General features: G+C 44.5%; 23 protein-coding genes. 10 read left to right on the forward strand and 13 right to left on the reverse strand.

All coding sequences use genetic code 11. The annotated features are described in order from the left end of the window. Positions 1–409: 409 nt before the first annotated feature. Positions 410–688, forward strand: coding sequence for an HlyU family transcriptional regulator (locus ACI882_RS02725; protein WP_411742835.1), 279 nt, complete (start codon positions 410–412; stop codon positions 686–688). A 30-nt stretch (positions 689–718) separates the two neighbouring features. Here the strand turns inward: ACI882_RS02725 and hslO are convergent, their stop codons facing one another. Then, complete coding sequence (hslO, locus tag ACI882_RS02730; RefSeq protein WP_411742834.1) at positions 719–1,600, reverse strand: Hsp33 family molecular chaperone HslO; 882 nt, start codon at positions 1,598–1,600, stop codon at positions 719–721. Between the two features lie 13 nt (positions 1,601–1,613). Next, positions 1,614–2,012, reverse strand: coding sequence for a ribosome-associated heat shock protein Hsp15 (gene hslR, locus ACI882_RS02735; protein WP_411742833.1), 399 nt, complete (start codon positions 2,010–2,012; stop codon positions 1,614–1,616). Positions 2,013–2,053: 41 nt separating this feature from the next. On the opposite strand from hslR, the gene ACI882_RS02740 reads away from it, so the two are divergent. Further along, positions 2,054–2,986, forward strand: a complete 933-nt coding sequence (locus tag ACI882_RS02740) for a 3'(2'),5'-bisphosphate nucleotidase CysQ (RefSeq protein WP_411742832.1) — start codon at positions 2,054–2,056, stop codon at positions 2,984–2,986. 87 nt (positions 2,987–3,073) lie between these two features. Further along, complete coding sequence (locus ACI882_RS02745) at positions 3,074–4,267, forward strand: class I SAM-dependent rRNA methyltransferase (protein ID WP_411742831.1); 1,194 nt, start codon at positions 3,074–3,076, stop codon at positions 4,265–4,267. 4 nt (positions 4,268–4,271) lie between these two features. On the opposite strand, the gene ACI882_RS02750 is transcribed toward ACI882_RS02745, so the two are convergent. Both ACI882_RS02750 and ACI882_RS02755 read right to left on the reverse strand, forming a co-directional pair. Further along, complete coding sequence (locus tag ACI882_RS02750; protein ID WP_411742830.1) at positions 4,272–5,438, reverse strand: imelysin family protein; 1,167 nt, start codon at positions 5,436–5,438, stop codon at positions 4,272–4,274. Next, a complete protein-coding gene (locus ACI882_RS02755; RefSeq protein ID WP_411742829.1) occupies positions 5,435–6,097 on the reverse strand; it encodes an HAD family hydrolase in 663 nt (220 codons plus the stop codon). Before ACI882_RS02755 ends, ACI882_RS02750 begins: the two co-directional genes overlap by 4 nt. A 190-nt stretch (positions 6,098–6,287) precedes the next feature. On the opposite strand from ACI882_RS02755, the gene ACI882_RS02760 reads away from it, so the two are divergent. Both ACI882_RS02760 and ptsP read left to right on the forward strand, forming a co-directional pair. Next, a complete protein-coding gene (locus ACI882_RS02760) occupies positions 6,288–6,779 on the forward strand; it encodes an RNA pyrophosphohydrolase (RefSeq protein WP_411742828.1) in 492 nt (163 codons plus the stop codon). Beyond that, positions 6,772–9,057 carry a phosphoenolpyruvate--protein phosphotransferase gene (gene ptsP, locus ACI882_RS02765; RefSeq protein WP_411742827.1) on the forward strand — a complete coding sequence of 762 codons (2,286 nt, stop codon included), beginning with the start codon at positions 6,772–6,774 and terminating at the stop codon, positions 9,055–9,057. The genes ACI882_RS02760 and ptsP overlap by 8 nt, the downstream gene beginning before the upstream one ends. A gap of 33 nt (positions 9,058–9,090) precedes the next feature. Here the strand turns inward: ptsP and ACI882_RS02770 are convergent, their stop codons facing one another. Then, positions 9,091–9,885: a sterol desaturase family protein gene (locus ACI882_RS02770; RefSeq protein ID WP_411742826.1), complete on the reverse strand. Its 795-nt coding sequence runs from the start codon at positions 9,883–9,885 to the stop codon at positions 9,091–9,093. 218 nt (positions 9,886–10,103) lie between these two features. On the opposite strand from ACI882_RS02770, the gene ACI882_RS02775 reads away from it, so the two are divergent. After that, the gene (locus ACI882_RS02775) at positions 10,104–11,084 is read left to right on the forward strand and encodes an ABC transporter substrate-binding protein (RefSeq protein WP_411742825.1); all 981 of its coding nucleotides are present in this window, start codon (positions 10,104–10,106) and stop codon (positions 11,082–11,084) included. A gap of 51 nt (positions 11,085–11,135) precedes the next feature. Here ACI882_RS02775 and typA read toward each other — a convergent pair whose 3' ends face one another. The 3 genes from typA to ilvA all read right to left on the reverse strand — a co-directional run bounded on the left by typA (position 11,136) and on the right by ilvA (position 15,684). Continuing rightward, positions 11,136–12,950: a translational GTPase TypA gene (gene typA / locus ACI882_RS02780; protein WP_411742824.1), complete on the reverse strand. Its 1,815-nt coding sequence runs from the start codon at positions 12,948–12,950 to the stop codon at positions 11,136–11,138. Between the two features lie 93 nt (positions 12,951–13,043). Beyond that, the gene (locus ACI882_RS02785) at positions 13,044–14,144 is read right to left on the reverse strand and encodes a threonine aldolase family protein (protein WP_411742823.1); all 1,101 of its coding nucleotides are present in this window, start codon (positions 14,142–14,144) and stop codon (positions 13,044–13,046) included. 25 nt (positions 14,145–14,169) lie between these two features. Next, positions 14,170–15,684 carry a threonine ammonia-lyase, biosynthetic gene (ilvA, locus tag ACI882_RS02790; protein ID WP_411742822.1) on the reverse strand — a complete coding sequence of 505 codons (1,515 nt, stop codon included), beginning with the start codon at positions 15,682–15,684 and terminating at the stop codon, positions 14,170–14,172. 225 nt (positions 15,685–15,909) lie between these two features. Here ilvA and rpiA point away from each other — a divergent pair, with 225 nt between their 5' ends. Both rpiA and ACI882_RS02800 read left to right on the forward strand, forming a co-directional pair. Further along, entirely contained in the window at positions 15,910–16,614 is a 705-nt protein-coding gene (gene rpiA / locus ACI882_RS02795) for a ribose-5-phosphate isomerase RpiA (protein ID WP_411742821.1), read from the forward strand. Between the two features lie 198 nt (positions 16,615–16,812). Then, positions 16,813–17,430 (forward strand): LysE family translocator, encoded by a 618-nt coding sequence (locus ACI882_RS02800; protein WP_411742820.1) that lies wholly within the window; start codon positions 16,813–16,815, stop codon positions 17,428–17,430. Between the two features lie 6 nt (positions 17,431–17,436). Here ACI882_RS02800 and ACI882_RS02805 read toward each other — a convergent pair whose 3' ends face one another. From ACI882_RS02805 to ACI882_RS02820, 4 genes are all read right to left on the reverse strand, one after another. Then, positions 17,437–17,868: a DUF2147 domain-containing protein gene (locus tag ACI882_RS02805; RefSeq protein ID WP_411742819.1), complete on the reverse strand. Its 432-nt coding sequence runs from the start codon at positions 17,866–17,868 to the stop codon at positions 17,437–17,439. Between the two features lie 102 nt (positions 17,869–17,970). Next, positions 17,971–18,453 (reverse strand): Cys-tRNA(Pro) deacylase, encoded by a 483-nt coding sequence (ybaK, locus tag ACI882_RS02810; RefSeq protein WP_411742818.1) that lies wholly within the window; start codon positions 18,451–18,453, stop codon positions 17,971–17,973. A gap of 18 nt (positions 18,454–18,471) precedes the next feature. Then, positions 18,472–19,845, reverse strand: coding sequence for a sensor histidine kinase (locus tag ACI882_RS02815; protein ID WP_411742817.1), 1,374 nt, complete (start codon positions 19,843–19,845; stop codon positions 18,472–18,474). A gap of 3 nt (positions 19,846–19,848) precedes the next feature. Beyond that, positions 19,849–20,547: a response regulator transcription factor gene (locus ACI882_RS02820; RefSeq protein WP_411742816.1), complete on the reverse strand. Its 699-nt coding sequence runs from the start codon at positions 20,545–20,547 to the stop codon at positions 19,849–19,851. A 164-nt stretch (positions 20,548–20,711) separates the two neighbouring features. Here ACI882_RS02820 and smrA point away from each other — a divergent pair, with 164 nt between their 5' ends. Together smrA and ACI882_RS02830 are read left to right on the forward strand one after the other, a co-directional pair. Then, a complete protein-coding gene (smrA, locus tag ACI882_RS02825) occupies positions 20,712–21,308 on the forward strand; it encodes a DNA endonuclease SmrA (protein ID WP_411742815.1) in 597 nt (198 codons plus the stop codon). A gap of 14 nt (positions 21,309–21,322) precedes the next feature. Further along, positions 21,323–21,850 (forward strand): phosphatase PAP2 family protein, encoded by a 528-nt coding sequence (locus ACI882_RS02830; protein ID WP_411742814.1) that lies wholly within the window; start codon positions 21,323–21,325, stop codon positions 21,848–21,850. Positions 21,851–21,866: 16 nt separating this feature from the next. On the opposite strand, the gene ACI882_RS02835 is transcribed toward ACI882_RS02830, so the two are convergent. Then, positions 21,867–23,843 carry an ATP-binding protein gene (locus ACI882_RS02835; RefSeq protein ID WP_411742813.1) on the reverse strand — a complete coding sequence of 659 codons (1,977 nt, stop codon included), beginning with the start codon at positions 23,841–23,843 and terminating at the stop codon, positions 21,867–21,869. Between the last annotated feature and the right edge of the window lie 73 nt (positions 23,844–23,916).

Here is a 23,916-nt window from a genome sequence, read left to right on the forward strand (position 1 = left end):
TTTTTGTTTTTAGTCGGCTAGAAATAAAAACAGCGCCCTTATTCTTGTTTTTAGGCGGGCGCCAGTTGTTCTTAACTCCACTCTTTTATTGTTTTTGTTTTCGAGTGTCTTTTAATCGTTGTGCGGTAGTAATAGCACTTGGTGTGCCAACAATTAAAACTCCTTATAAATCAATGGTTTATAGATTGTTGATCTATTTTTGAACAAGTTAACACGGTTTGTTACCGTGCCAGAAGTAACCTTTTGGGAATAGGGGTAACACTTTTTTGAGTAGGGTAACGTTTTGCAAGGCAAGGTTACGTAAATGTAATCTTATGTTGCGAAAATATACGCAAAATTGACTGGCGTCCAAAAAACTGCCGTTCAATAATAGCTTTTAAGCATTATGTCGATAAATTAGGGAAGTGTTATGTTTGGTTGGTTTAAAAAAAGCAAAACAACAGTCGTCGCAACATTAGATTGGGAAGACTATAAAGGCTTTCGAATAGCCGCAACCCCAATTAACGAGGGCGGTCAGTACCGTGTATCCGGTGTTATCGAGCAAGATGAAGAAGGCGCGGAGACTAAACGTCACGCCTTTGTGCGTGCAGATTTAATCCCTTCAGAAGATGAAGCCATCAGAATTACAGCAATGAAGGCCCGAATGATGGTAGATCAATTAGGAGAGCGGATGTTTGAAAACTCGTAAGCTACTACGAGCTTTCACATTAAAGGGTGGCTAATTAAGCGTGGAGTCACCCTCTGCTTTGAATAATTCGACAACATCTTCTGGGCCAAACGCGTATTTTTCACGGCAAAATTGGCAATCTAGGTCAATATGGCCCATTTCTTTGACGATATCTAACGCTTCATCTTCACCCAGTGTTCTAATGGCGTTTGCTGTTTTGTCTTTACTGCATGTGCATTCAAACTCTAGGCTACGAGCTGGGTAAACTCGCACTGTCTCTTCATGAAATAGGCGGTTTAACATGGTTTCTGGCTCTAACGACAAAATTTCATCTTCAGAAGTTGTACTGGCCAAGTGGATGACTCGATTCCAAGTCTCTAGGTTGGAATCTTCGCTTAAGCTGCTTTCGCTGGCGGAGCTAGGCATTGCCTGAATCATTAAGCCGGCGGCTTGCTTGGCATTGGAAAACAACCAAATACGTGTTCGAATTTGTTCAGATTGTTGAAAGTAGTCTTCAAGCACGGCAGCCAAAGAAAGCTCTGTGTCATTAATCGGCACAATACCTTGGTAACGCTTACCCTTGGTCGGCTCGATGGTAATGGCCATCTGGCCTTCGCCTAAGAGTGGGCCTGCTTCATCGAAATCATCGTTATATTGGGCAATGGCACGCAGTGCACGGTTGTCTCGGCACTCTGCCATGATGGTGCGAACCTGACCCGCACCGCGAGCTTGCAAAGATAAGGTGCCATCAAACTTTATGGTGTCGCTGAGCATTGCGGCCGCGGCCATAAACTGCCCAAGTAACGCTTCAATTGATGTTGGGTAATTATGTTTACTGAATACATCGTGAAGCGATGTTTCCAGCTGAGTGAGTTCGCCGCGGATAGGCGTGTCTTCAAATAAAAAGCGCTGGGTTGCATCGTGTAAAGTCATAATGGGCCTTGAATTACTCAGTAGATTTGGTTTTGAAACGATGAATTTGTCGTCGTTCCTTTTTGTTTGGTTTGTGGTCGGTATATTGCTGACTAACATTCATTGCTTTACGTTGAACCGTTAAGGCTTCTCGCTTTTGAATTGAGTCGGGCGTTTCACGATATAAAAGCTGTGCTTCTGGTGCGCCACGTCTTTGATCTGATATCGCTTCAATGATGACTGTTTTTTCATCCCAGCCGACGCGTAACCGTACTTCGACATTAACTTCGACTGTGCGGCTAGGCTTGGCCTTTGCGCCACCGTAGTGAACCTTGCCCCCTTCAACCGCCGCTTTGGCTAACGCTCGTGTCTTATAAAACCGAGCCGCCCAGAGCCATTTATCTAAACGAACGGGCGTATTTGATTCGACCATGGCGGGTTCACTTCTGTCATCATGTGCGTGTTAGGTATCGTATGTCTCAAGTTAAGGGCATTTTTCTTTTTTGCAAGCTTTGGTCGTTGGATTATCTTGGTCGTGGTAAGATTCAACCTGAATTCTTAGGTAACCTTAGTGGCATGATAAAGCACTCCTCTTCTCCGATTAGTTCCGCCGATATTGAGCCGTTATACCGTTTAGCTCAACAAGCAGGTGAAGCTATTTTGGCGATCTATTTAGATGAATCGACCTGGCATGAAACCGCAAAATCAGATAATACTCCGGTCACTGCTGCAGATCTTGCGTCTTCCGATATTCTAGTTCGTGGGCTACCGGCTATTGTTAATTGCCCTGTGGTATCTGAAGAGGCTTTGCCGAGTTACGAAGCGCGCAAAGACTGGCCGCTGTATTGGTTAGTAGACCCGATGGATGGTACGCGAGAGTTTATTCATAAAACGGGTGAGTTTGTTATTAATATTGCTTTAATGCGAGATCACCAACCTATTTTTGGTATGTTGTATCAACCGCAAAGCCAGATTGCTTGGTGGGGCGGGCGTCAGTTAGGTGCGTTTACCGGCACAGCTGAGAAATTCCTGCCATTATGTGCAGGCTCTAGCAGCAAAGAACTCATTGCGTTGGGTTCACGGCGTTCGAAATGGCAAGGCGCCTGGGTTGAACGATTGTCGCTTGCTGGATTCAATGTAACCAAAGAATCACTCGGCAGCGCACTTAAATTTATGCGCTTAGCGGAAGGTTTAGGTGATCTGTACCCGCGTTTAGGACCCACCAGTGAATGGGATACCGCAGCGCCACAAGCTATATTAGAACAAACTGGCGGCGGCATTGTGCGGTGGGATGGTTCGCCCATTGACTATGGCAAAAAAGATACCCTGAATCCGCACTTTGTCGCGGTTCGAGATCTTGGATTATTGCATTACCTATTAAGTGATGAAGACTACCTGCCGGATTAAGGCTATGTTTGCTTGCCACCAGCAGCCGATATTTTATACAGGGTTCAAATTGAACCAATTAAACTAATTATGAGCGTTAAGAAAACTATGGTTCAAGTTCTAAAATTAAACAAGGGCGCAGAGCGTCGCATACGAGCAGGTCATCATTGGGTTTACAGCAATGAAATCGATAACAAGTTCGCGCCTTTAAAAGATGTTGAACCAGGCTCAGTCATTAACATTGTCGATTCAAACGGGCGCAATTTGGGCAGCTTTATGGTTAACCCCACGGCTTTAATTTGTGGCCGGTTAGTGAGCCGTAAAGCGGACCGTCAATTAAGTAGTTCGTTACTTAAAAACCGTTTGAAGCAGGCCTTAGCTATTAGAGATCAGTGTTTTGACCAGCCTTGTTACCGTTGGGTATTTGGTGACAGCGATGGGCTTTCGGGCTTGGTGATCGATCGTTTTTTTGATGTGCTGACCATTCAAATCTCCACCGCGGGCATGGAGCAGCACTTAGACGCCATTCTTGATCACGTACAGCGGTTAGTTCAGCCAAAAGGCATATTATTGAAGAACGATGGCAAAATGCGCGCCGTCGAAGGCTTAGAGTCTTATGTCAAAATAGGCTTTGGTGAGGTTCCTGATCAAGTCGAGTTGGTCGAAAATGGTACGCGCTTCTTAGCACCGTTAATGACTGGGCAAAAAACAGGCTGGTTTTATGACCATCGTCCAAACCGCGCCTTAGCGGCATCTTATGCGAAAGGTAAAACGGTGTTGGATGTATTCAGCTATTTGGGTGGCTGGGGCTTAACTGCCGCCAATGCTGGCGCAGAGCAAGTGACCTGTGTTGATGCATCTGAATTGGCTTTAGCTGGTGTCATGGATAACGCTCGGCTCAATAACGTGAGTGAGAAAGTTTCAACTCGCCAAGGCGATGCCTTTGACGTGTTGTCAGAGTTACATAAAGAAAAGAGCCGTTTTGATATTGTCATTGTTGACCCGCCTGCCTTTATTGCGCGCCGTAAAGATATGGCTGCGGGTGAACGCGCCTACCAAAAGCTTACCGATGCAGCTATGAAGTTAGTCAATCATGGCGGCATCCTCGTGAGTGCAAGCTGTTCTATGCATTTAGAAAGTGAGCGGCTGAGAGATATGATTCGCGCTAGCGCTACTAAGTTAGAGCGCCACGCGATGATTTTGTCTGAGGGTTATCAGGGAGCTGATCACCCGGTGCTGCCTGCCGTACCAGAAACACGGTATATCAAGGCTATTTTTGCGCAAATTAACCCTAGTTTATAGCACTTTACTGGGTCACAACATTTAGTTTTAAGTGTTGTGACACCTGAGTAATACCCAGCGCAAGCTTTGCTATCTGTTGACGTGCCATGTTCCACTGTTCGCCTGCTTCAGTTTCGAACGGGAAGTTCGCGGGCAACTTGCTTGCTGCTTCAATAGAGGCGGCTAATGCTTGTTGCAATTCTTGGGCGTTTACACCAAGGCCCTCCTCATTACCCAGCCATTCACTTAGCGGTGTTGGGGTTTCTACCGTGCCCAACAAAACAGACAGCTCTTCAAGTTGGTTGAGTAAGTAGATTCGGCCATTACCAGCAAATTGCGCAGGATGAACCCACTCCGGCTCTACGAGCGTAGAATCTTTAAAAATACGATTCAGAAGTTCGGCCATGGTAAAGCGTTGCAGTGTTTTCAATTCAACATTGAACTTGGCGCGATCAGGTAATTGATTAAATTCACCGTTGTCGCGCCAGCGATACTGAGCCTTGAGAAGTTGCTCAATAAGGTGCTCGGTTGCTACTTTTAAATAGGTTTGTCGACGATTAATCAGGTTTTGTGCATCTTCATCTGATTGTGCCTGCCAATGCTCGTTCAGCGGGCCTTTCCATAAGAAAAACTCGATAACTGGGAAGCCTAGCGAAGCTGAGTCTTCATCCATTAAACGATGCTGGCCGCGCAACGTATCAAGATTGATTGGCAGTTCTAACTCGTGAATAAGACCACTGTATGGGTATTCTGGAATGCCATCAATATAGCCCGCTAAATAAGGCCGAGTATCAATAAGGTCGACCATTCTCTTTAGACCTTGGGATTCATTTAAATTGAAGGCTTCAGTGAAATAAAATGCACTTTTAGCCCAATTTTGATGACAGCTGTTGTAGCTTGCTTGGGCTGAAGTTTGTGTTTGTTCATTTGGGTTGGAGATAAAATTGAATATCTTGCTCTTCATTTCTTGGCATTGCGCTACGGTTGAGCGGATTGCAGTTTGTGCGGCAGTTTGAAATGCACCAGATATCGGAGAAAGATCAACAACTCGTTCAGTAATGTTGAGTTCAGAAATTGGTTCTGAAACAGCCGTACTGCCATCGGATGAAGTTATCTCGATGTCTGTTTCGGGTTTACTACAACCGGTTAATAACACTAATAATGTGCAAGTAAATGTAATCAGTCGCTTCACGCGTCGCCTCGTAAGTCCATTACGTTCCATGAGTGTTGTTGCGCTATTGCACGCAATCGATCATCAGGATTTACAGCTACCGGATGGTCAACCTGTTCGAGCAATGGTAAGTCATTGTGAGAGTCGGAGTAAAAATAGCTGCCCTCTAGAGTGCTATCATATTGCTCTAACCATTGCTGCAATCTAACTACCTTACCATGTTGAAAGCTAGGCGTGCCAGTGACACTGCCAGTATATCTGCCATCTTTCATTTCTGGTTCGCAAGCAATTAGGTGTCTAATGCCAAGCCGCTCGGCGATAGGGCCAGTGACAAAACGGTTGGTTGCCGTAATTATAACAAGGGTGTGGCCAGCGTCAGCGTGCTTTTTAATGAGTTCGAGCCCTTTGGGCAATATAATGGGCTCAATGTATTCTGCCATAAACTGCTCATGTAGCGGAGCCAGCTCAGCCGGAGTTTTATTGGCAAAAAACTGTAAAGCAAAACGGAGGTATTCGTGTATATCTAAGCGACCGTTTTGGTAATCGAGTAAAAACTTATCATTGGCTTCACGCACTTGATTGGCATCTACCAGGTTGTGAGACACTAGGAACTCACCCCAGGCATGGTCTGAATCGCCTTTAATTAATGTATTATCTAGATCAAATAAAGCCAGTGTCACGATAGTTCCTTGTATTTTAGGGCTGTAACAGGCCATTTTAGCGCGTTTCGAAGATTAAGTTCAGCTCTTTTAATGCATCAATTCGGGCTGTTAAGAGTTTATGGCGCTTTTTTACAGCTTGTGAAACAATGGTTATTCATCGCTTGAGATAATAGGGCGTTTCAAAAAGCAGATTAACGATGGGATTTATATGATCGATTCAGATGGGTTTCGCCCAAATGTTGGCATTATATTAACCAACACCGCTGGCCAAGTATTATGGGCTCGCCGTATTGGTCAAGATGCATGGCAGTTTCCTCAAGGTGGTATTCGCCAACACGAAACACCCGTCGAAGCATTGTATCGTGAGCTAAAAGAAGAAGTCGGTCTAGACCCAGACGATGTCGATATTCTTGCATGCACCCGTGGTTGGCTTAAGTATCGACTCCCCAAACGTATGATTCGCCAAAATACCCTCCCTATCTGTGTAGGACAAAAACAAAAGTGGTTTTTATTGCGCATGCTCAGCGAAGATAGCCGAGTGAGCTTCGATGCTTGCGATGATCCTGAGTTTGATGGCTGGCAGTGGGTGTCTTATTGGTACCCTTTATCAAAGGTTGTGTCATTTAAACGAGATGTTTACCGGCAAGCCTTAACGGAACTCGGCCCTAGAGTACACAAAACAACGGAAGCCTATGCCTGATCTACTGAGTTTATTACGTAAGGTCGTTGAGGCTGTTACAGGCTCGCGCAACTTGCATTTATCTCTAAAGCGTCTGACGACGATGGTTAGAGAAGGTATGGATGTAGATGCTTGTTCGGTGTTTCTTTGGGATTCCGATATCGAACGTTATGTCTTAATGGCCACCGACGGTTTAAAAGAAGGCTCAAGCAGTAAAATTACTCTCACTCAAAATGAAGGTCTAATTGGTTTAGTGGGTAAGCGTGAAGAACCCCTAAACTTAGCAAATTCGACTCTTCATCCAAATTTCCACGCGGTGTCATCAGCTGGCGAAGAAAAATTCCGTGCACTATTAGCGGTACCTATTATTCATAACCGAAAGCTACTGGGCGTATTAACCATTCAGCGTTTTAGTGAAGAGCGTTTTAGTGATGAAGCTGAAGCATTTTTAGTCACCTTATCAGCGCAAATGGCTGGGATCGTCGCTAACGCAGAAGCAACCGGCGCCTTGAGTGGCATGAACTTTATAGGCGAGCAAAGTTTAGAGGACATTCGTTTTACCGGCGTAGCCTGCTCAACTGGCGTGGCCATTGGCTTAGGTCATGTCATTTCCTCTGAAGTTGAATTGGACAGCGTTCGCTTTCATGCCACCGATGATATAAAGGGTGAGCAAGAACGTTTTAGTCAGGCCCTTGCCGATGTGCGTTCTGACTTATCGGACACGCGCAGGCGACTAGAGAGCGAGTTACGTCCAGAAGAGCTTGCATTATTCGACGTTTATGCAGGCATTTTAAACGATCAAGCCGTCGGTGGTACCGTACTTGAGCATATTAAAGAAGGTGAAAGTTCTACGAGTGCGTTAGCAACGGTCATGCGTGGCTATATACAGCACTTTGAAGAAATGGAAGATGCCTATCTGCGTGAACGTGCTGCAGATATGCGAGATCTAGGCCAGCGTTTATTGAACCGGCTGCTAGCAAATGAAACTGAGCGTGTCATTCCGAAAGGCGCAATCCTAATAGGCGAAGAATTATCGGCAACGGTATTTGGCACAATAGACCCTGAGCACATTGCTGGTATTGTTTGTGCGAAAGGCTCCGCGAATTCACATCTTGCAATTCTGGCACGCGCTTTAAATATTCCAACTGTCCTCGGTGCACAGGATATACCCTGGACCGACCTCGATGGTAAAGAGCTGGTGGTTGATGGTTATCGGGGCATTATTTATTACCAGCTATCAGAAGACCGTCGGGCTCATTTCGAAGCCTTGGTAAAAGATGAAAAAGCTCGGGTCTCAGGGCTAGATGCCTTAATTGATTTGCCTGCAGAAACAGCCGATGGCTTGGCCATGAACCTAATGGTGAATACCGGCTTACAAACCGACATTTTGCGTTCGAAAGATTCTGGTGCAGACGGTGTTGGGCTGTTTCGTACCGAAGTCCCCTTTATGATGCTCGGCCGCTTTCCTAGTGAAGAAGAGCAAGCGAGAATTTATCGTTCGCAGTTAGAAAACTTTTATCCGCGGCCAGTGACCATGCGTACGCTCGATATTGGTGGTGATAAAAGCTTAGAATATTTTCCTATTGTCGAAGATAACCCCTTTCTAGGTTGGCGAGGGTTGCGCGTTACGCTCGATCATCCTGAAATATTTATTGTTCAAATTCGAGCTATGCTGCGAGCCAGTGTGGGTCTAAATAATTTAAAAATAATGCTGCCGATGGTCACCAGTATTGGTGAAGTTGAGGAGTCACTTGAAATTATTCATCGCGCAATTTTTGAATTAAATGAAGACGGCGTGGCCGTTGAAACACCAGATGTTGGTGTAATGATTGAAGTGCCTTCAGCCGTTTACCTTATTAAAGATTTCGTGCCATTGGTCGATTTTATGTCGGTTGGCAGTAACGATTTAACGCAATATTTATTAGCCGTAGATCGAAATAACCCACGAGTAGCCGATATTTATGACAGTATGCATCCTGCTGTATTGAAGGCACTTAAAATTATTGTTGATGAATGTACCTTAGCCGATATACCAGTGAGCTTATGTGGCGAGCTTGCCGGCGACCCTTTAGGGGCTGTAACTTTGTTGGGCTTAGGTTATCGAAATTTATCAATGAGCAGTGCAAACTTACTGCGAGTTAAAGCAGTGCTGCGTCAGATTGATTCGGCTTGGGCAACAGCAGTGACGAACGGTTTATTAAACTTAGATGACCCAAAAGTTATTCGCTCTACATTGCAACTGGCGTTACAAAAAGCAGGTGTACCGCTTACGTCATTAGGATTACTGCCGAGTCGATAAACGCCCTTAAAAAGGCGTTACCCTTCATTGTTTTTATTTAAACGGAATACTCAGCAAGCCAGAGATCTTAGTTGTTTGAGCGCGGTTATCAAATTGCGTTAAGCCAATGACTAACTGTTCTTGAATAACAGTTTCAGGTTTTGTGCAAGTTCCGAACAGTCGATCCCATATTGATAAATTAAATCCAAAGTTACTGTGGTGTTCCTTGGGTTTAATTGAATGATGAATGCGATGAAAATCTGGCGTAACCCAAACTTTATTTAACATGGCCTCAGCTCTACTCGGTAGTCTAAAGTTGCCATGGTTGAACAGCGCCATACCATTTAGTATGACTTCAAATAGAATTACCGCCGCAACAGGAATACCGAATAACGCCGTGATGGTTATTTTAATCAACATCGAAAATAAAATTTCAACGGGGTGAAATCGCAAGGCTGTTGTCGCATCGTACTCAGGGTCGCTATGGTGGACACGGTGAAATCGCCAAAATAATGGAACTCGATGAACTAATAAATGCTGAAACCAAATTACCCAGTCCAAAATAAGTACGCCGCCAATAATAGCTAACCAAGTAGGCACATTGATTATATTGAATAATCCAACGTTATTCATAACCGCCCAATAAGCGACACCCATGGCGCCTAACGGCAACAGTACTTTAACAAGTAGAGTATTTACAAATGTTAAAGACAAGTTGCTGAGCCAGCGAATATCTAACAGTCGGCTCTTTCGAAAAGCTATCTTCCACTCTATTAATGTGATTAAAACGAGCACGCCAGCGAAGGCCGCAAACCTGATGAAAGACTCATATTCAACTAAAAAGTCCATACAATTCTCCAAGCTTAAGTGTTTTTAAATTAGCATTTTCTAATATATAGTTTTTAAAATAAAAGTCTACTCTTACCGCGTTTTTTACACTTCAATCGGGCAAAACATGATCAAATTGGTGGTCATATATTGGTACTAGACTCCATACAATGGAGGAGGTTACAGCATATTGTTTACTTTATTGTTGGATGAAAACAATAAGAACTAAAGTGAGCTAAATGATAAATTTAAAGAAGTACTTGTTTGTATTAATTGGTTTCTTTGTATTGCCAGCCTTTGCTGCCGATGTCTTTATTGTACAAAGCTACAATATCGAGTACGAATGGGATGCAGAGTATATTGATTCGTTAAAGTATGTACTTGGGGCGGAGCATAATTACATTATTCGGGAGCTAGACAGTAAGCGTAAACAAGCCAATGAATGGCAAGAAACTGCTAAGCAAGTTGTTGAGGAGATCAAACAGACTCGTCCAGATGTTGTCATTGTAGGCGATGATAACGCGATGGCATCAGTCGGGTCGGCATTAAATGGTAGCGACATTCCGGTAGTTTTCTTAGGTGTTAATGGAACTTTAAAAGACTATGGCGTTGAAGGTAGTTTAAATGTGACGGGTGTTTTAGAGCGGCCGTTCTTTGAGCAGAGTGTTCGCCATCTGAGAAAAGTAACAGCACGAAACAAGCGCTTTTTAGTTTTGATGGATGACTCCGTGACCATGCAAAATGCGGTTTACGAAACCTACGGGGATCAGCGTGAGGTGTTTATTCAAAATACGCAGGTTAATTTCTTTCTGTCTAACAGTGCCGAACTATGGCAAGAAAAAGTGCAGACGGCTGTCGAAGAAGAATATGACGCGATCATTATTGGTACTTACCACACCTTAAGGTGGAGCGATGACACATACTTTGCGCCGGCAACTGCCATGGAGTATTTGCGAGCTGAGTCTGTTATCCCGGTATTTTCATTCTGGAATATATTTATAGGTGCAGATAAAGCGATCGGTGGCTACTCTATTACCGCTTATGAAGAAGGCAAAGCCGCGGCTCGATTAGCACAGCTAATTCTTAGAGGGATCTCTGTAGAGAATGTCCCGCCAATCACGTCTGTTTCTGGTCAATATGTGTATAGCAAAAAGGGCTTAGAAAAATGGGGTGTGAAATTAACCACCTTGACTAGGTCGCAAGCTATATTTCAGGAGTAAAGCACTAAGTAAAAAAACCTGCATTAAGCAGGTTTTTTTAAGTTTAGATTATTACTTACCGCGGCCTGCGCGCTTACGTTCGTTCTCTGTTAAGAACTTCTTACGTATGCGGATGCTCTCAGGTGTTACTTCAACTAACTCATCGTCTTCAACAAACTCTAGGGCTTGTTCTAAGGTGTGAGTAATAGGTGGTGAAAGCGTTAACGCATCATCAGTACCGCTGGCGCGAACGTTGGTTAACTGCTTACCCTTGGTTGGGTTTACCACTAAGTCATTGGTGCGGTTATGAATACCAACAATTTGACCTTCATAAATTTCAACACCATGACCAAGGAATAAACGGCCACGTTCTTGCAGTGGAAATAAACCGTAAGCTAATGTTTTACCTTTAACCATGCTAACAAGTACGCCGTTCTGACGTTTAGCCACTTCACCTTCTTTGATCGGACCATAGTGATCAAAGATGCTAGTCATAATACCTGAACCCGATGTTAGGGTTAGGAACAAACCACGGAAACCAATAAGTCCGCGTGAAGGGGTAATGAATTCAAGTTTGGTACGGCCTTTGCCGTCTGGCTCCATGTTGGTTAGCTCTGCTTTACGCAAACCCATCTCTTCCATGATTGCGCCCTGATGCTGGTCTTCAACATCAATAACAACTTGCTCGTACGGCTCTTGAGTAACGCCGTCGACAACACGCTGTACAACCTCTGGTCGGGAAACACCCAACTCGAAGCCTTCACGACGCATCGTTTCAATTAACACAGATAAATGTAATTCACCACGACCCGATACCTTGAATTTGTCGGGCGTGTCACCAGGAATAACTCGTAAAGCAACGTTGTGGATCAATTCCTGATCTAAACGCTCTTTAATATTACGAGTGGTAATGAACTTACCTTCTTTACCCGCAAACGGAGAATCGTTTACTTGGAATGTCATGCTGACCGTAGGCTCATCAACCGACAATGCTGGTAATGCTTCAATTGTTTGTGGGTTACAAAGAGTGTCAGAAATAGACAAGCCTTCGATACCCGTAATACAAACAATGTCACCTGCGTTTGCTGTTTCAACAGGCACACGATCTAGGCCATGGTAACCCATGACTTGTAAAATTTTACCCTTACGAGTTTTGCCTTCATGATCGACAATCACAACTTGATCGTTAGGCTTTACGCTACCGCGAGTAATACGGCCAACACCAATAACACCTACGTAGCTGTTGTAGTCCAAAGCAGAAATTTGCATTTGGAATGGGCCTTGAGAGTCTACTTGTGGTGCTGGTACGCGCTCTGTAATCATTTGGAACAAAGGTTCCATGTCATCAGACATGTTTTCAGGATCAAGACCTGCAATGCCGTTAAGGGCAGAGGCGTAGATCACTGGGAAATCTAATTGTTCTTCAGTTGCACCTAAGCGATCGAACAAATCAAATACTTGATCCAAAACCCAATCAACTCGAGCGCTAGGGCGGTCAACTTTATTGATAACAACAATAGGCTTTAGGCCCTGAGCGAATGCTTTTGCCGTTACGAAACGAGTTTGAGGCATTGGGCCATCAACCGCATCGACTAACAGCAATACAGAATCGACCATCGAAAGTACACGCTCTACTTCACCACCGAAATCGGCGTGTCCAGGGGTGTCTACGATGTTGATACGGTAATCGTTCCACGTAATAGCGGTATTTTTCGCCAAAATGGTGATGCCACGCTCTCTTTCTTGGTCGTTGCTGTCCATGACCCGCTCGTTGCCTTGGTCTTTACGGCCTAAGGTGCCTGACTGGCTCAAGAGTTTGTCGACTAGGGTGGTTTTCCCGTGGTCTACGTGGGCAATAATGGCAATATTACGTAAGTTATCGATCACTGTATTCGTTTTCCGGTATTAAAATTCAAGGGCGCGAATTATACCTGTAGTGTGTGAAAAAGATACAATTTTCGCCCATGGCGTAATAATTTCTTAGCTCAGAACAGAGGTTGAAAAATCGTCCCAATGTTCATTCCACTGGGCTTCAGACAGGGTTTCGCAGCCATCGCCGAAGCTTAGCTCGAACCAGAGCAGGCCGTTATCCACTCGATAGGGGGGTGGCAATATCGCAACTTGCCGTTTTTGTACCCATTGCAGTGCTTTTTCAAAAAACCGCTCAGGGTCGGTTTCTATGCGTAAACGAAACATATTGGTTTGTGGCTGCGTGGGCCAAGTTTGTACGCCGTTAGTTTGGTTCAGAACCTTTGCAAAGGCATGGCAATGAAATGCATAGCGAGATATGTTGTCGAGATGCTTAGCTAAGCCTTGTTTCGCTGCTAAAACGTAAGGGTAAAGTGCATAGAGATTACCCCCTGCACGGCGTTGCCAAACTTTTGCTTTAGCAATGAAATCAGCATCACCGGCCAAAACTGCCCCAGCCATGCCGCCTAAGTCTTTATAGAAGCTGACGTAAACAGAGTCAAACAAGGCTGATATTTCAGCTAATGATTTATGGTAATAGCTAGGACACTGCCAGAGACGTGCGCCATCCATATGCAGTTTAATATTTTGTGACCGAGCCCAGTTTGATTGTTCAACGAGTGTTTCCCAGCTAGGCAATTGTCCGCCAATTTCGCGCATTGGTAATTCGAGTAATATTGCCGCTAGCGGGTCAAGAGCCGCCTGTTTTAAATCGTCTAGAGTAGGCACCCGGTGCTCATCACCTAGCATAATACCTTTAAGGTTATACAATACTTGATAAGCGTTATGTTCGTGCAGTTGTACATGACTGGTCGCGGGCATGGCAACAAAGGGTGTGTGCGCCTGATCAGCCCAAATGCGTAACGCAATGGGTTGAGCCTGGGTACCTGAGGGTAAAAATAAAGCTGCCTCTTTACCGAGTAAATCAGCAACTTGGCGTTCAAAGCCTTCAATGAGCTCGCCACTGCCATAGAGATCGGGAGCATCCTCGTCATTGACATACTGTGCCAGCGATTCGAGCGTTTCTTTCATGCCGCGCTTTGCGTGACGCACCATGACATGCTTGCTTTGATTAAATGCCTGACGATATTCACTGATTTGTTCTTGATACATGCACTTCACCTAGATATTTAATAATTCAGCCCAAAAAAGCGCTATACACAGGATTGTCGGTTTCATCCCAGTAACGATAACCTAGCGCATCAATCTCTTTTTTGAACAATTTCAAATCTGATTTAGGCACCTGCACACCGCTAAGCACCTTGCCGTAAGCAGCGCCATGGTTTCGGTAGTGGAATAAGCTGATATTCCAGTGCCCCCCCAATGTATTGAGAAACTTTAAAAGAGCTCCAGGTCGTTCAGGAAACTCAAAGCGGTAAAGCCTTTCATCTTTTGCTTGTGGTGCGTGGCCACCGACCATGTGGCGCACATGGGATTTGGCGGTTTCATTTTTCGTTAAATCGAGCACTTTGTAACCGTCGTCTGTGAGTCGCTTGAGTAACTCGCCACGTTCTTCATCGCTGCTTATTTTTACACCAACAAAAATTTGCGCATTGTTACTGTCATTGTATCGGTAGTTAAACTCGGTGACGGAACGCTTGCCCAAATGCGAAATAAAGCGTTTAAAGCTGCCGGGTTTTTCATTGATGGTGACGGCAAATATCGCTTCATGGTGTTCACCCACTTGCGCGCGTTCGGCAACATAGCGCAAGCGATCAAAGTTCATGTTAGCGCCAGAGCAAATACTGATAAAGGTTTGGCCTTTGACGCCTTCGCGTTCAATGTACTTTTTCATGCCCGCTATGGCCGTAGCACCCGCGGGTTCTGCAACGGAACGCGTATCATCAAAAATATCTTTGATTCCCGCACAGATTTGGTCGGAGCTTACTGTGATCACTTCATCAATGTGTTCTTTGAGTACCTTAAAGGTTTCTTTGCCTATTTGTGCGACGGCTATTCCGTCGGCGAACAGACCTACTTCTTTTAAGGTCGTACGCTTGCCAGATTTAATCGCCGCATCTAAACAAGCGCTATCCTCATATTCCACCGCGATCACTTTGATGTCGGGTCGTAAATATTTCACATAAGCAGTAATGCCCGCGGCCAAGCCTCCACCGCCCACAGGTACAAAGATCGCGTCGACTTTTTCTGAGCCAATTTGATGTAAAATTTCACGCGCAATGGTCCCTTGACCCGCAATCACCAGTTGATCATCGTATGGATGAACAAAGGTCAGTTGTTGTTCGCTTTGCAGCTTTATCGCGTGTTCGTAAGCCACATCGAATGAATCACCAAATAGCACTACTTTGCCGCCACGAGATTTTACAGAACTGACCTTAATGTCTGGTGTGGTGACGGGCATCACAATAGTGGCTTTGACTTTCATTAAACGAGCCGCTTCCGCAATGCCTTGAGCGTGATTGCCTGCAGAGGCACAAATAACGCCAGCCTTCTTCTGATCTTCGGTCAGGTGCGCCATCTTGTTGTAGGCACCACGTAATTTAAAAGAGAACACAGGCTGGAGATCTTCACGTTTAATCAAAATACGATTACCAATGCGAGCACTCAATGAGTTCGCTTCATCTAAGGGCGTTTCGATCGCAGCTTCGTAGACTTTGGCATTCAGTATTTTCTTAACGTATTGCTCTAGCATGAAAAATAGCCTTTGTTGGTGTATAAAAACTTTAGTGTACGGATTATAGCTCTTTAACCCTAGCGCTAAAGCAGATAAATGTTGCGATAAAGTATTGCAAAAATTGCGTTAAAGCACCGAAATCCGGCGTGGTCTATTGAAATTCAATTTTTCTTTGAGTGAACAGGTGAGAAAACCAAAGCTAAGCACTATAATGGCAGCCAACATCAATTAAGGAAGTTCGCCATGACGCAAGACGAATTAAAACAACAAGTTGCACAGGCCGCACTTGATTACATTAAACCAGACCTGCGCGAAAACTCTATTATCGGCGTAGGGACTGGCTCTACAGCAAACTTTTTCATCGATGCTCTAGGCAAACTGGAAGGCCAGTTTAAAGGCGCAGTGGCAAGCAGTGAAGCCACCGCTGAACGGTTAAAGTCGCATGGCATAGAAGTATTTAACTTAAACGATATCGACCAAATGTCGGTTTATGTCGATGGTGCCGATGAAGCGAACCCAAAGCTTGAAGTTATTAAGGGCGGTGGCGCTGCATTAACCCGTGAAAAAATAGTAGCAGCGGTAGCAAAAACATTCATTTGTATCGCCGATTCTTCGAAAGCGGTTGAAACTTTAGGTGCATTTCCACTGCCAGTCGAAGTGATACCGATGTCACGCAGCTATGTTGCTCGTGAAATCGTAAAGTTAGGCGGACAGCCAGTTTACCGTGAAGGCGTCGTGACCGATAACGGCAATAATATCCTAGATGTTCATGGCCTGAAGATTACCGACGCGAAAGATTTAGAGCAAAAGCTTAACAACATTGTGGGCGTCGTCACTAATGGCTTGTTTGCTAACCGACCAGCCGATGTGCTGATGCTAGGAACGGCTGAAGGCGTTAAGACACTGACAGTTATCAATACCATGTCAGCTTCTGGCGAGTTTTATTAAGCTTTAGACAATTAGCCCGTGCTGCCTTAAACGTGTGCGTTTGGGCTGAGGTGCTGTAAAAAGAGGGACGCCGTAAACCCATCTATGGGGGCGTTCATTGGCATTCATGCCAATGAACGCCCTATTTTTACAGCACCTCAGCCCAGCGTAAATTTGGGTGTTTTCTGTAGTTATGCGTGCCTAATTTAAAGGATCAGTATGTCGTTTGAATCTGCCTTGTCGTTTTTTATTGCGGTATTGATATTTGGTATGACCCCCGGTCCGGGCGTTTTTGCAATTTTATCTAAAGCAATGGTTCATGGCGCAAGGTCGTGCTTGTTCTTGGCGTTTGGCATGACTATCAGTGATATTCTCTACCTAATCGCCGCTTGCTTTGGTCTCGCAACAATAGCTACTCATTACAGTAGTGTTTTTAGTGTGATTCGCATTGCTGGTGCGTTGTATTTGTTTTATTTGGGTTGGAAAATGTGGACTGCACCGGTTTCTATCGAGGCGGTGGAGCAAACTCAAACTAAGAAGAACCACACAATGAGCTTTATTCAAGGCTTTTTGATATCGGCGTCTAACCCTAAAGTTATACTCTTCTATATTGCCTTTTTACCGACCTTTATGGATTTAACAGTGCTAACTGGGCAGGATATTATGTTGGTGAGCGTCTTAACGCTGGTGGCGTTGATGATTGGTTTAATGTGTATTGCTGGTTTTGCGTCGAAAGCGAGGTTGTTATTTCAGTCTGAAAAAGCAACGCTTCGGCTAAACCGAAGCGCTGGTTCTATTATGATCGGAGCAGGTGCTTTTTTGTTAGCCCGCAGCTAGTTTTTGCTAGATTCGTTCCCAAACTTGGGTGCGTCCGATCAAAGCGAAGCCGATGAAACCACGTACAGAAAGCTTGGCGCCATCTTCTATTAGCTCAACTTTGGCCTTATATTCTTTGCCATTATTTGGATCGACAATTTTACCGCCGGTCCATTCATTACCGTCTTTTTCTAAGCCCCATACGAACACCATACCTTCAATCGGCTGGTTTTTAAGAGACCCTTTGCATTCATTACAGACAGGGTTAGGCTCGCTTGGATTAAGCAACTCAGTAATTTGAGCTTTCAATTCACCGTCGTCAATCCAAATCTTAACTAAGCTTTTTGCCTCGCCAGTCTCATCGTCGATTGTTTTCCACATGCCCTCAACAGAATTGTTGTCGGCACTAACGAATGAGATTGCAAAAACAGATATTAGGGTGAGTAGTATTTTTTTCATTTTTATTTGAACTCCTATGTGGTTAAGCCACCTTACCAGAAGCAATTATCCACTCAAGCGCGGGTTTGCGTTTTGTGAATTTCGCGCAACAATCGTGAAGTTTCAAGGGCTACTAGAAAGCTCGCAACAGGTGGCATTCAATGTTGATACTAACAGATCCGGCCTTAATTCAACCTGAATACCGCGTTTGCCTGCACTGACAAACAGGGTATCGAGTGTTAAGGCTGAATTATCCAATGCACAGTGTAGTCGATTTTTTTGACCAAAAGGGCTTATACCGCCAACGACATAGCCAGTGGCGCGTTGTGCGAACTCAGGTTTTGCCATGGCCGCTGTTTTTGCTCCATGCGCTTTGGCGGCCTTTTTTAAGTTTAACTTATCTGAGACTGGCACAATGCAAACGGCAAGGTTTTTATCATCTCCGTTTAAACTCACTAGCAAGGTTTTAAAGAGCTGTTTGTGCTCAACTAAAAGGGCATCGGCAACGGCTTGGCCGTAATTATCGGACAGCTCCTTGTCGACATGGTATTTGTGCACGGTGAATGGAATTTTATGCTTTTTTAGGTAGTTTATCGCCGGTGTCACAGAGGGGTCCTCTTGCCATTAGGTTAAGGGCAATAGTATTTCAACGGTTAAGCCGCCGTCTTTATTATTAGACGCAGTGATTTTACCGTTATGCAGTTGTACCGCCTGCAGTGCGATGTTTAAGCCCAAGCCAGCTCCGGTGTTGGTTTGATCTAAACGATAAAAAGGGTCAAAGAGCCGAGCTAGTTTATCATCTGGAACGCCCGGCCCTTGGTCGATAATATACAAACTAATCTGCTTTTTGGTGTGTGTCATTTCGACCCTAAGTTCGCCATTTTCAGGTGAGAACCTCAGAGCATTGCGTAAGACGTTATCGACAATTGAGTGCATGAGTTGAGGGTCAGCGAAGAGTGTGCAGTTTTCAACCAAGTCGTCAGTGATGGTGACGGCGCGAGTTGAAGATTCGAAACGGGCATCTTCAACGACCTTGGCAACAAGCTCGCTAAAATCAACTTTTTGAAATTCAACATGCAGCATGTCGTTTTCGAAACGGCTGAGTTTTAAAATTTGGGCAATTAAATTCTCTAATCTATCGCTTTCACGTTCGATACGATTGAGTGCTTTATCGAGTTCAGGCGGTGACTTTTGACGGACAATTCCCATCGCGACCTGTAAGCGAGTTAGCGGCGAGCGTAGCTCGTGTGAAACATTACCAAGCAGGCGTTTTTGCGCGGCAACGAGCTTTTCTATGCGGCTGGCCATGTCATCGAAGTCGCGACCTAGCTCGCCAATCTCGTCGCTTCTTCGGCTCACGCTAGAACCTGCGCGGGCGTCTAAGGTGCCGCTTGCAAGGGCTTTGGTCGTCGTACGCAACTTCTCTAGCGGCCGAACAATAGACCAGCTAAGTATCAGACTCATCAAACCAGAAACGACTAACGCAAAGACGACGCGTACCCATTGGCTTTCCATCCAAAAGGGTAGGTTTGCCGGAGGTAAATTCGGCACGCCACGTAAAAACAGGCGGAAGTTTTGGCCATTAATTGGAATATCCATTGGACCGAGCCATGCTTCACTACGCCACTGGCCAACTTGCATGCCTTCTTTGTCGATCATTTCAGAAAGCATAACCAGAATACGACTCGGTGGCTTAGGTGTGCCTAACATCTGGTAGGCGCTGTCAACTAAATACCATTGTAAGCGTGATTGTGCATTGTAGGCTTCTAGTTCGTTTGCAATAAGAGTGTAATCATTGCCAACATAGGTAAAGTCGGGCAAAACAATATTGGTTAAAATATCGATATGACGAGGAGCGGGTGGCGCAATTTGATAAGTTTGTGCCACCTGAAATGAAACAAAATAGACTGCTAAAACAATGAAAATGAGCGTAATCCAAAAGCTCAGCCAAATTTTACCGAGAACGGAGCCGAGCGGATTGAGTTTACGCCAATGCACGTTTTATTTTGCCTCTGCAAACATGTAACCGACACCACGAATGGTTTGAATAGAATCTTCGTTGCCCGCACTGGCAAGTTTACGGCGAACATTACTCACGTGCATATCTATTGACCGGTCATAAGCCATAATTTCACGGCCCAGTACTTCTAAGTACAGATCTTCTTTAGGGACGGCCTTGCCGACTTTGGTCATCAAAACACGTAGCACCTTAAATTCACTGGTGGTCATAGGTAAATGCTGACCGTTGCAGTGTACTCGATAGGTATCGAAGTTTAGCTCGACTCCTTCAATGGCTAAAATACCACGATCGGAAGCTTTTTCGTTTTTGTCTAATTCAATTCGACGAATTAGGGCCTTAATACGGGCGAGTAATTCTCTGTGGCTATATGGCTTGGCAAGATAGTCATCGGCGCCTAATTCAAGACCCAGTACACGGTCAGTCTCTTCGCCTTTAGCGGTTAACATTAACACCGGAATGATAGAAAATTCACGAATACGCTTGAGGGTTTCAAAGCCATCGATGCCTGGCATCATGACATCGAGCAGGACTAAATCGTAATGATGTTCTTTGAGTTTATCTATGCCTGTCTCGCCAGTATGAGCGGCGACTAGTCGATAACCCTCTACTTCAAGGTACTCGCCAAGTAATTCGGCAAGGTCTTTATCGTCATCGATCAGTAATATACTGTGTGTACTCATGGTCTGTGCTCCAAATGCTGTATGCGCTTAAAGTGGCGCTGTTACTGTCTAATGACGCCAAAGTCGGTAAAATCCAAGCTATTAGCAACGGCTTTTACTGCACGTTTACACCATGCGACTCAAGGTATTTTAAGGTAAACTGGGGCGATTGTAATAGGTGAATCATGATAGAAGACGAAGAATTTGAATCTTTTGCGAAAGAAATGCGTGGCGTTAAGCCTCTCAACACTAAGAAAAAGGTCGATTTAAGTAAGGCAAAGGTAGCGCAGCCTTCGTTAATCCTACGTCGGCAAATGGCTATTACGCTTAAGGAGACGGCGGCGGGTAATCCGTTGACTGAAGAAATTATAGACTTGGTACATCCGCTCGATATTATTGAGTATAGAACCGATGGTGTGGCGCATGGTGTTTATCGCAATTTGAAGCGCGGGATGTATCCGCTCGATGCTCGCTTAGATTTACATCAAAAGAAAATGCATCAAGCCAGAACAGAGGTGTTTCAATTTATACAAGATTGCCAAAAGTACGATATTCGCAGTGCTATTATTTTGCACGGTAAGGGTGAGCTGGGTGAGCCAAAAGCCTTTTTAAAATCGTGTGTGAATACTTGGTTGAAGCAAATACCTGAAGTATTAGCGTTCCATTCTGCGCAAAAGAAACATGGTAGTGTAGGGGCGCTTTATGTGCTTATTAAAAAAAGCGACAAGAAAAAATTAGAAAATAAATTGGTCTTCAGCAAAGGGCGTGTTGACTCAAATTAAAGGATTTTCAAACAATGAAAAAAACCATTCTTACGATGGGCATTTGTGGGTTATTCGCTAGCACATCGGTTATGGCGGATGAGATTGAAACTGCGGGCGACATCATTCAAATTGCAATTCCGCTAACGGCATTGGTTGCAACTTACACATTGGATGACCCTGAAGGCCGCAAGCAGTTTTTATGGTCCTATGGCAGCACCTTTGCGATAACGCATATTTTAAAACGCACGGTAAATAAAGAGCGACCTGATGGTTCAAATACTCTTAGTTTTCCGAGTGGGCATACGGGTTCAGCATTTTCCGGGGCATCATTTTTACAAAAACGCTATGGTTGGGATGTCGGTGTGCCCGCCTATATTGCCGCTAGCTTTGTTGGCTACAGTCGAGTGCATGCTAAGAAGCATGACTGGGTAGATGTAGGAGCAGGTGCCTTGTTGGCTGTTGGTATGAATCAATGGTTTGTAACAGAAAAATTGGATTTAGACGTTGGTTTTATGCCAATAGATAAAGGTTGGCATGTAAGTTTGGCTATGACGTTTTAAGCTGCTCGTTTCAACATTATTGTGTTTGGTCGCTCGGAAAATACTTCCCTAATAGAGCGGCCAAGTCACTGCTATTTATCGGCTTAGTTAAAAAATCAGACATTCCTGAGGCTAGGCAGGCATCAATAAACTCCGCGCCGACATGCGCCGACAGCCCGACTATTCTGTGCGGAGATATTTTTAAAATTTCTTGAGCAGCAGCAGGGCCGTTCATATCGGTCATTTCGTAATCCATTAGCACCAGATCTATCTTATGGACTTTACACATCTGTATGCTTTCGGTGCCAGACAAGCAAGTTTTTGCTTTTATACCAAAACGTTTTAGTAAGCCTTTAATGACAATTAGGTTCGATTGATTGTCGTCTACCACTAGAACCGAAACATGGCTAAATGAGGGGGCGTCTAGGATAGCTTTAGAAGCTGGAAATTGTTTTTCCTTACACCATAGCTCTTGAACTACATAGGGCTTGGCACAATATCGATCAACAGCAGGAAGGTTGCTGCAGTCGCCGACGAACGTTTCAAAGCCAATTAACGTCGTGAATGTATCTGGCGATATCTCTTTGACCCAAGTCAGCAGTTGAGGGCCGCTTCCGCCCGGCGCCCGCTGTTCTACAATCACATGGTCATAACTTCCTTGGGCAAACAATTCTTTGAACCGAAGTGCGTTATCGGCGAAGTCAAAAGATGGCGCATGTTCGTCTTGCCTCCAAAGTTGTGCTAACTCAGTAAATCGGCTACAAATCAACACCGTCGAGCCTTCAGTTGTGGTATCGATTTCGACTCGCGGTTCTGATATAGGAAGCTCAATCCAAAAAGTAGAACCTTTGCCTAATTCACTCTCAACTCCAAGCTGCCCTTGCCATAATTCAACGATACTTTTAATGATTGTTAAGCCTAAACCAGAACCACCAAAGGTATTGGTGATATTAGTGCTTCCTTGTTCAAAGCGATTAAACAGCTTACTCAGGTGCTGCTCGGCTATTCCTATGCCTGTGTCTGTTACGGCAATTCGTATTCCACTGTTATCTTCCAGCGATGTAATAATCAGATTAATTGAGCCCTCATGCGTAAACTTAAACGCATTGCCAATTAAGTTCATTAAGGCCTGTTGTAAACGCGTAGAGTCACCATTAACAACATCTGGAATTCGTTGATCAATATAAGCCCCTAGGAATATATTCTTATGCTCACTTGCATGTGTATAAACGGTTAAGCACTGTTTAACAACTTCTCTTAAGTTAAAGGGCTTTGAATCAAGCTTGAGCTTACCCTCTTCCATTTTACTGAGGTCGAGGATGTCGTTAACAATGCGCATTAACAGGTCACCGCTATTTTTTAAGGTATTCAAGTAATTGCTCTGCACAGAGCCTAGGTTACGGTCATCGAGCAGTTCAATCATGCCTAGAATAGCGTTCATGGGTGTGCGAATTTCGTGGCTCATATTCGCTAAAAAATGTGTTTTAGCTTGCATGCCTTGCAGGGCTTTTTGACGTTCATTGATGAGCTCTTGTTCGTAGTTTTTCTGACTGGTTAAATCAAAATGAAAACCGAAAGATTCAATGATTTTCCCGTCGTGATCTCGTCTTAGATAGGCTGTACCACTAACCCAACGGATGCCACCGGAAGGCATGACCACTCGATAGTCATGGCTCATGATAGTTGAACCAGAATCGCTCAATAACTCAATTGCCTGAGCAATGACGCGTTTACGGTCGTCCTTATAAATACGGGACTCCCAAAAACCTGGTGGAATAGGGTCTGAAAGCTCAGGAAAGCCAAAAATTTCTTTTGATCTTGAGTCCCAATATGAGGCATCCGTCTCTATGCCGTAATAGAAAGTACCGGCACCGATGGTTTGAATTGACTTGTGAATTAAATCAACTTCTTTTTCTAGGGTCTGCCTTATTTCTAACGAGCGCCTTTGTTTTATGGCAGCATGGACCCAGCCAGCGAGCGCCAGAAGTGTGATTAGTATTAATAGCCAGTTCATAGGGTCGTATATAGGGAATCATTTTGAATATATTTATTAGTATAGTCGCTAAATTGTAAGTATCTACTAATTT

Origin of the sequence: Reinekea sp. (assembly GCF_046710285.1) — a bacterium.
Taxonomy (GTDB): Bacteria; Pseudomonadota; Gammaproteobacteria; order Pseudomonadales; family Natronospirillaceae; genus Reinekea.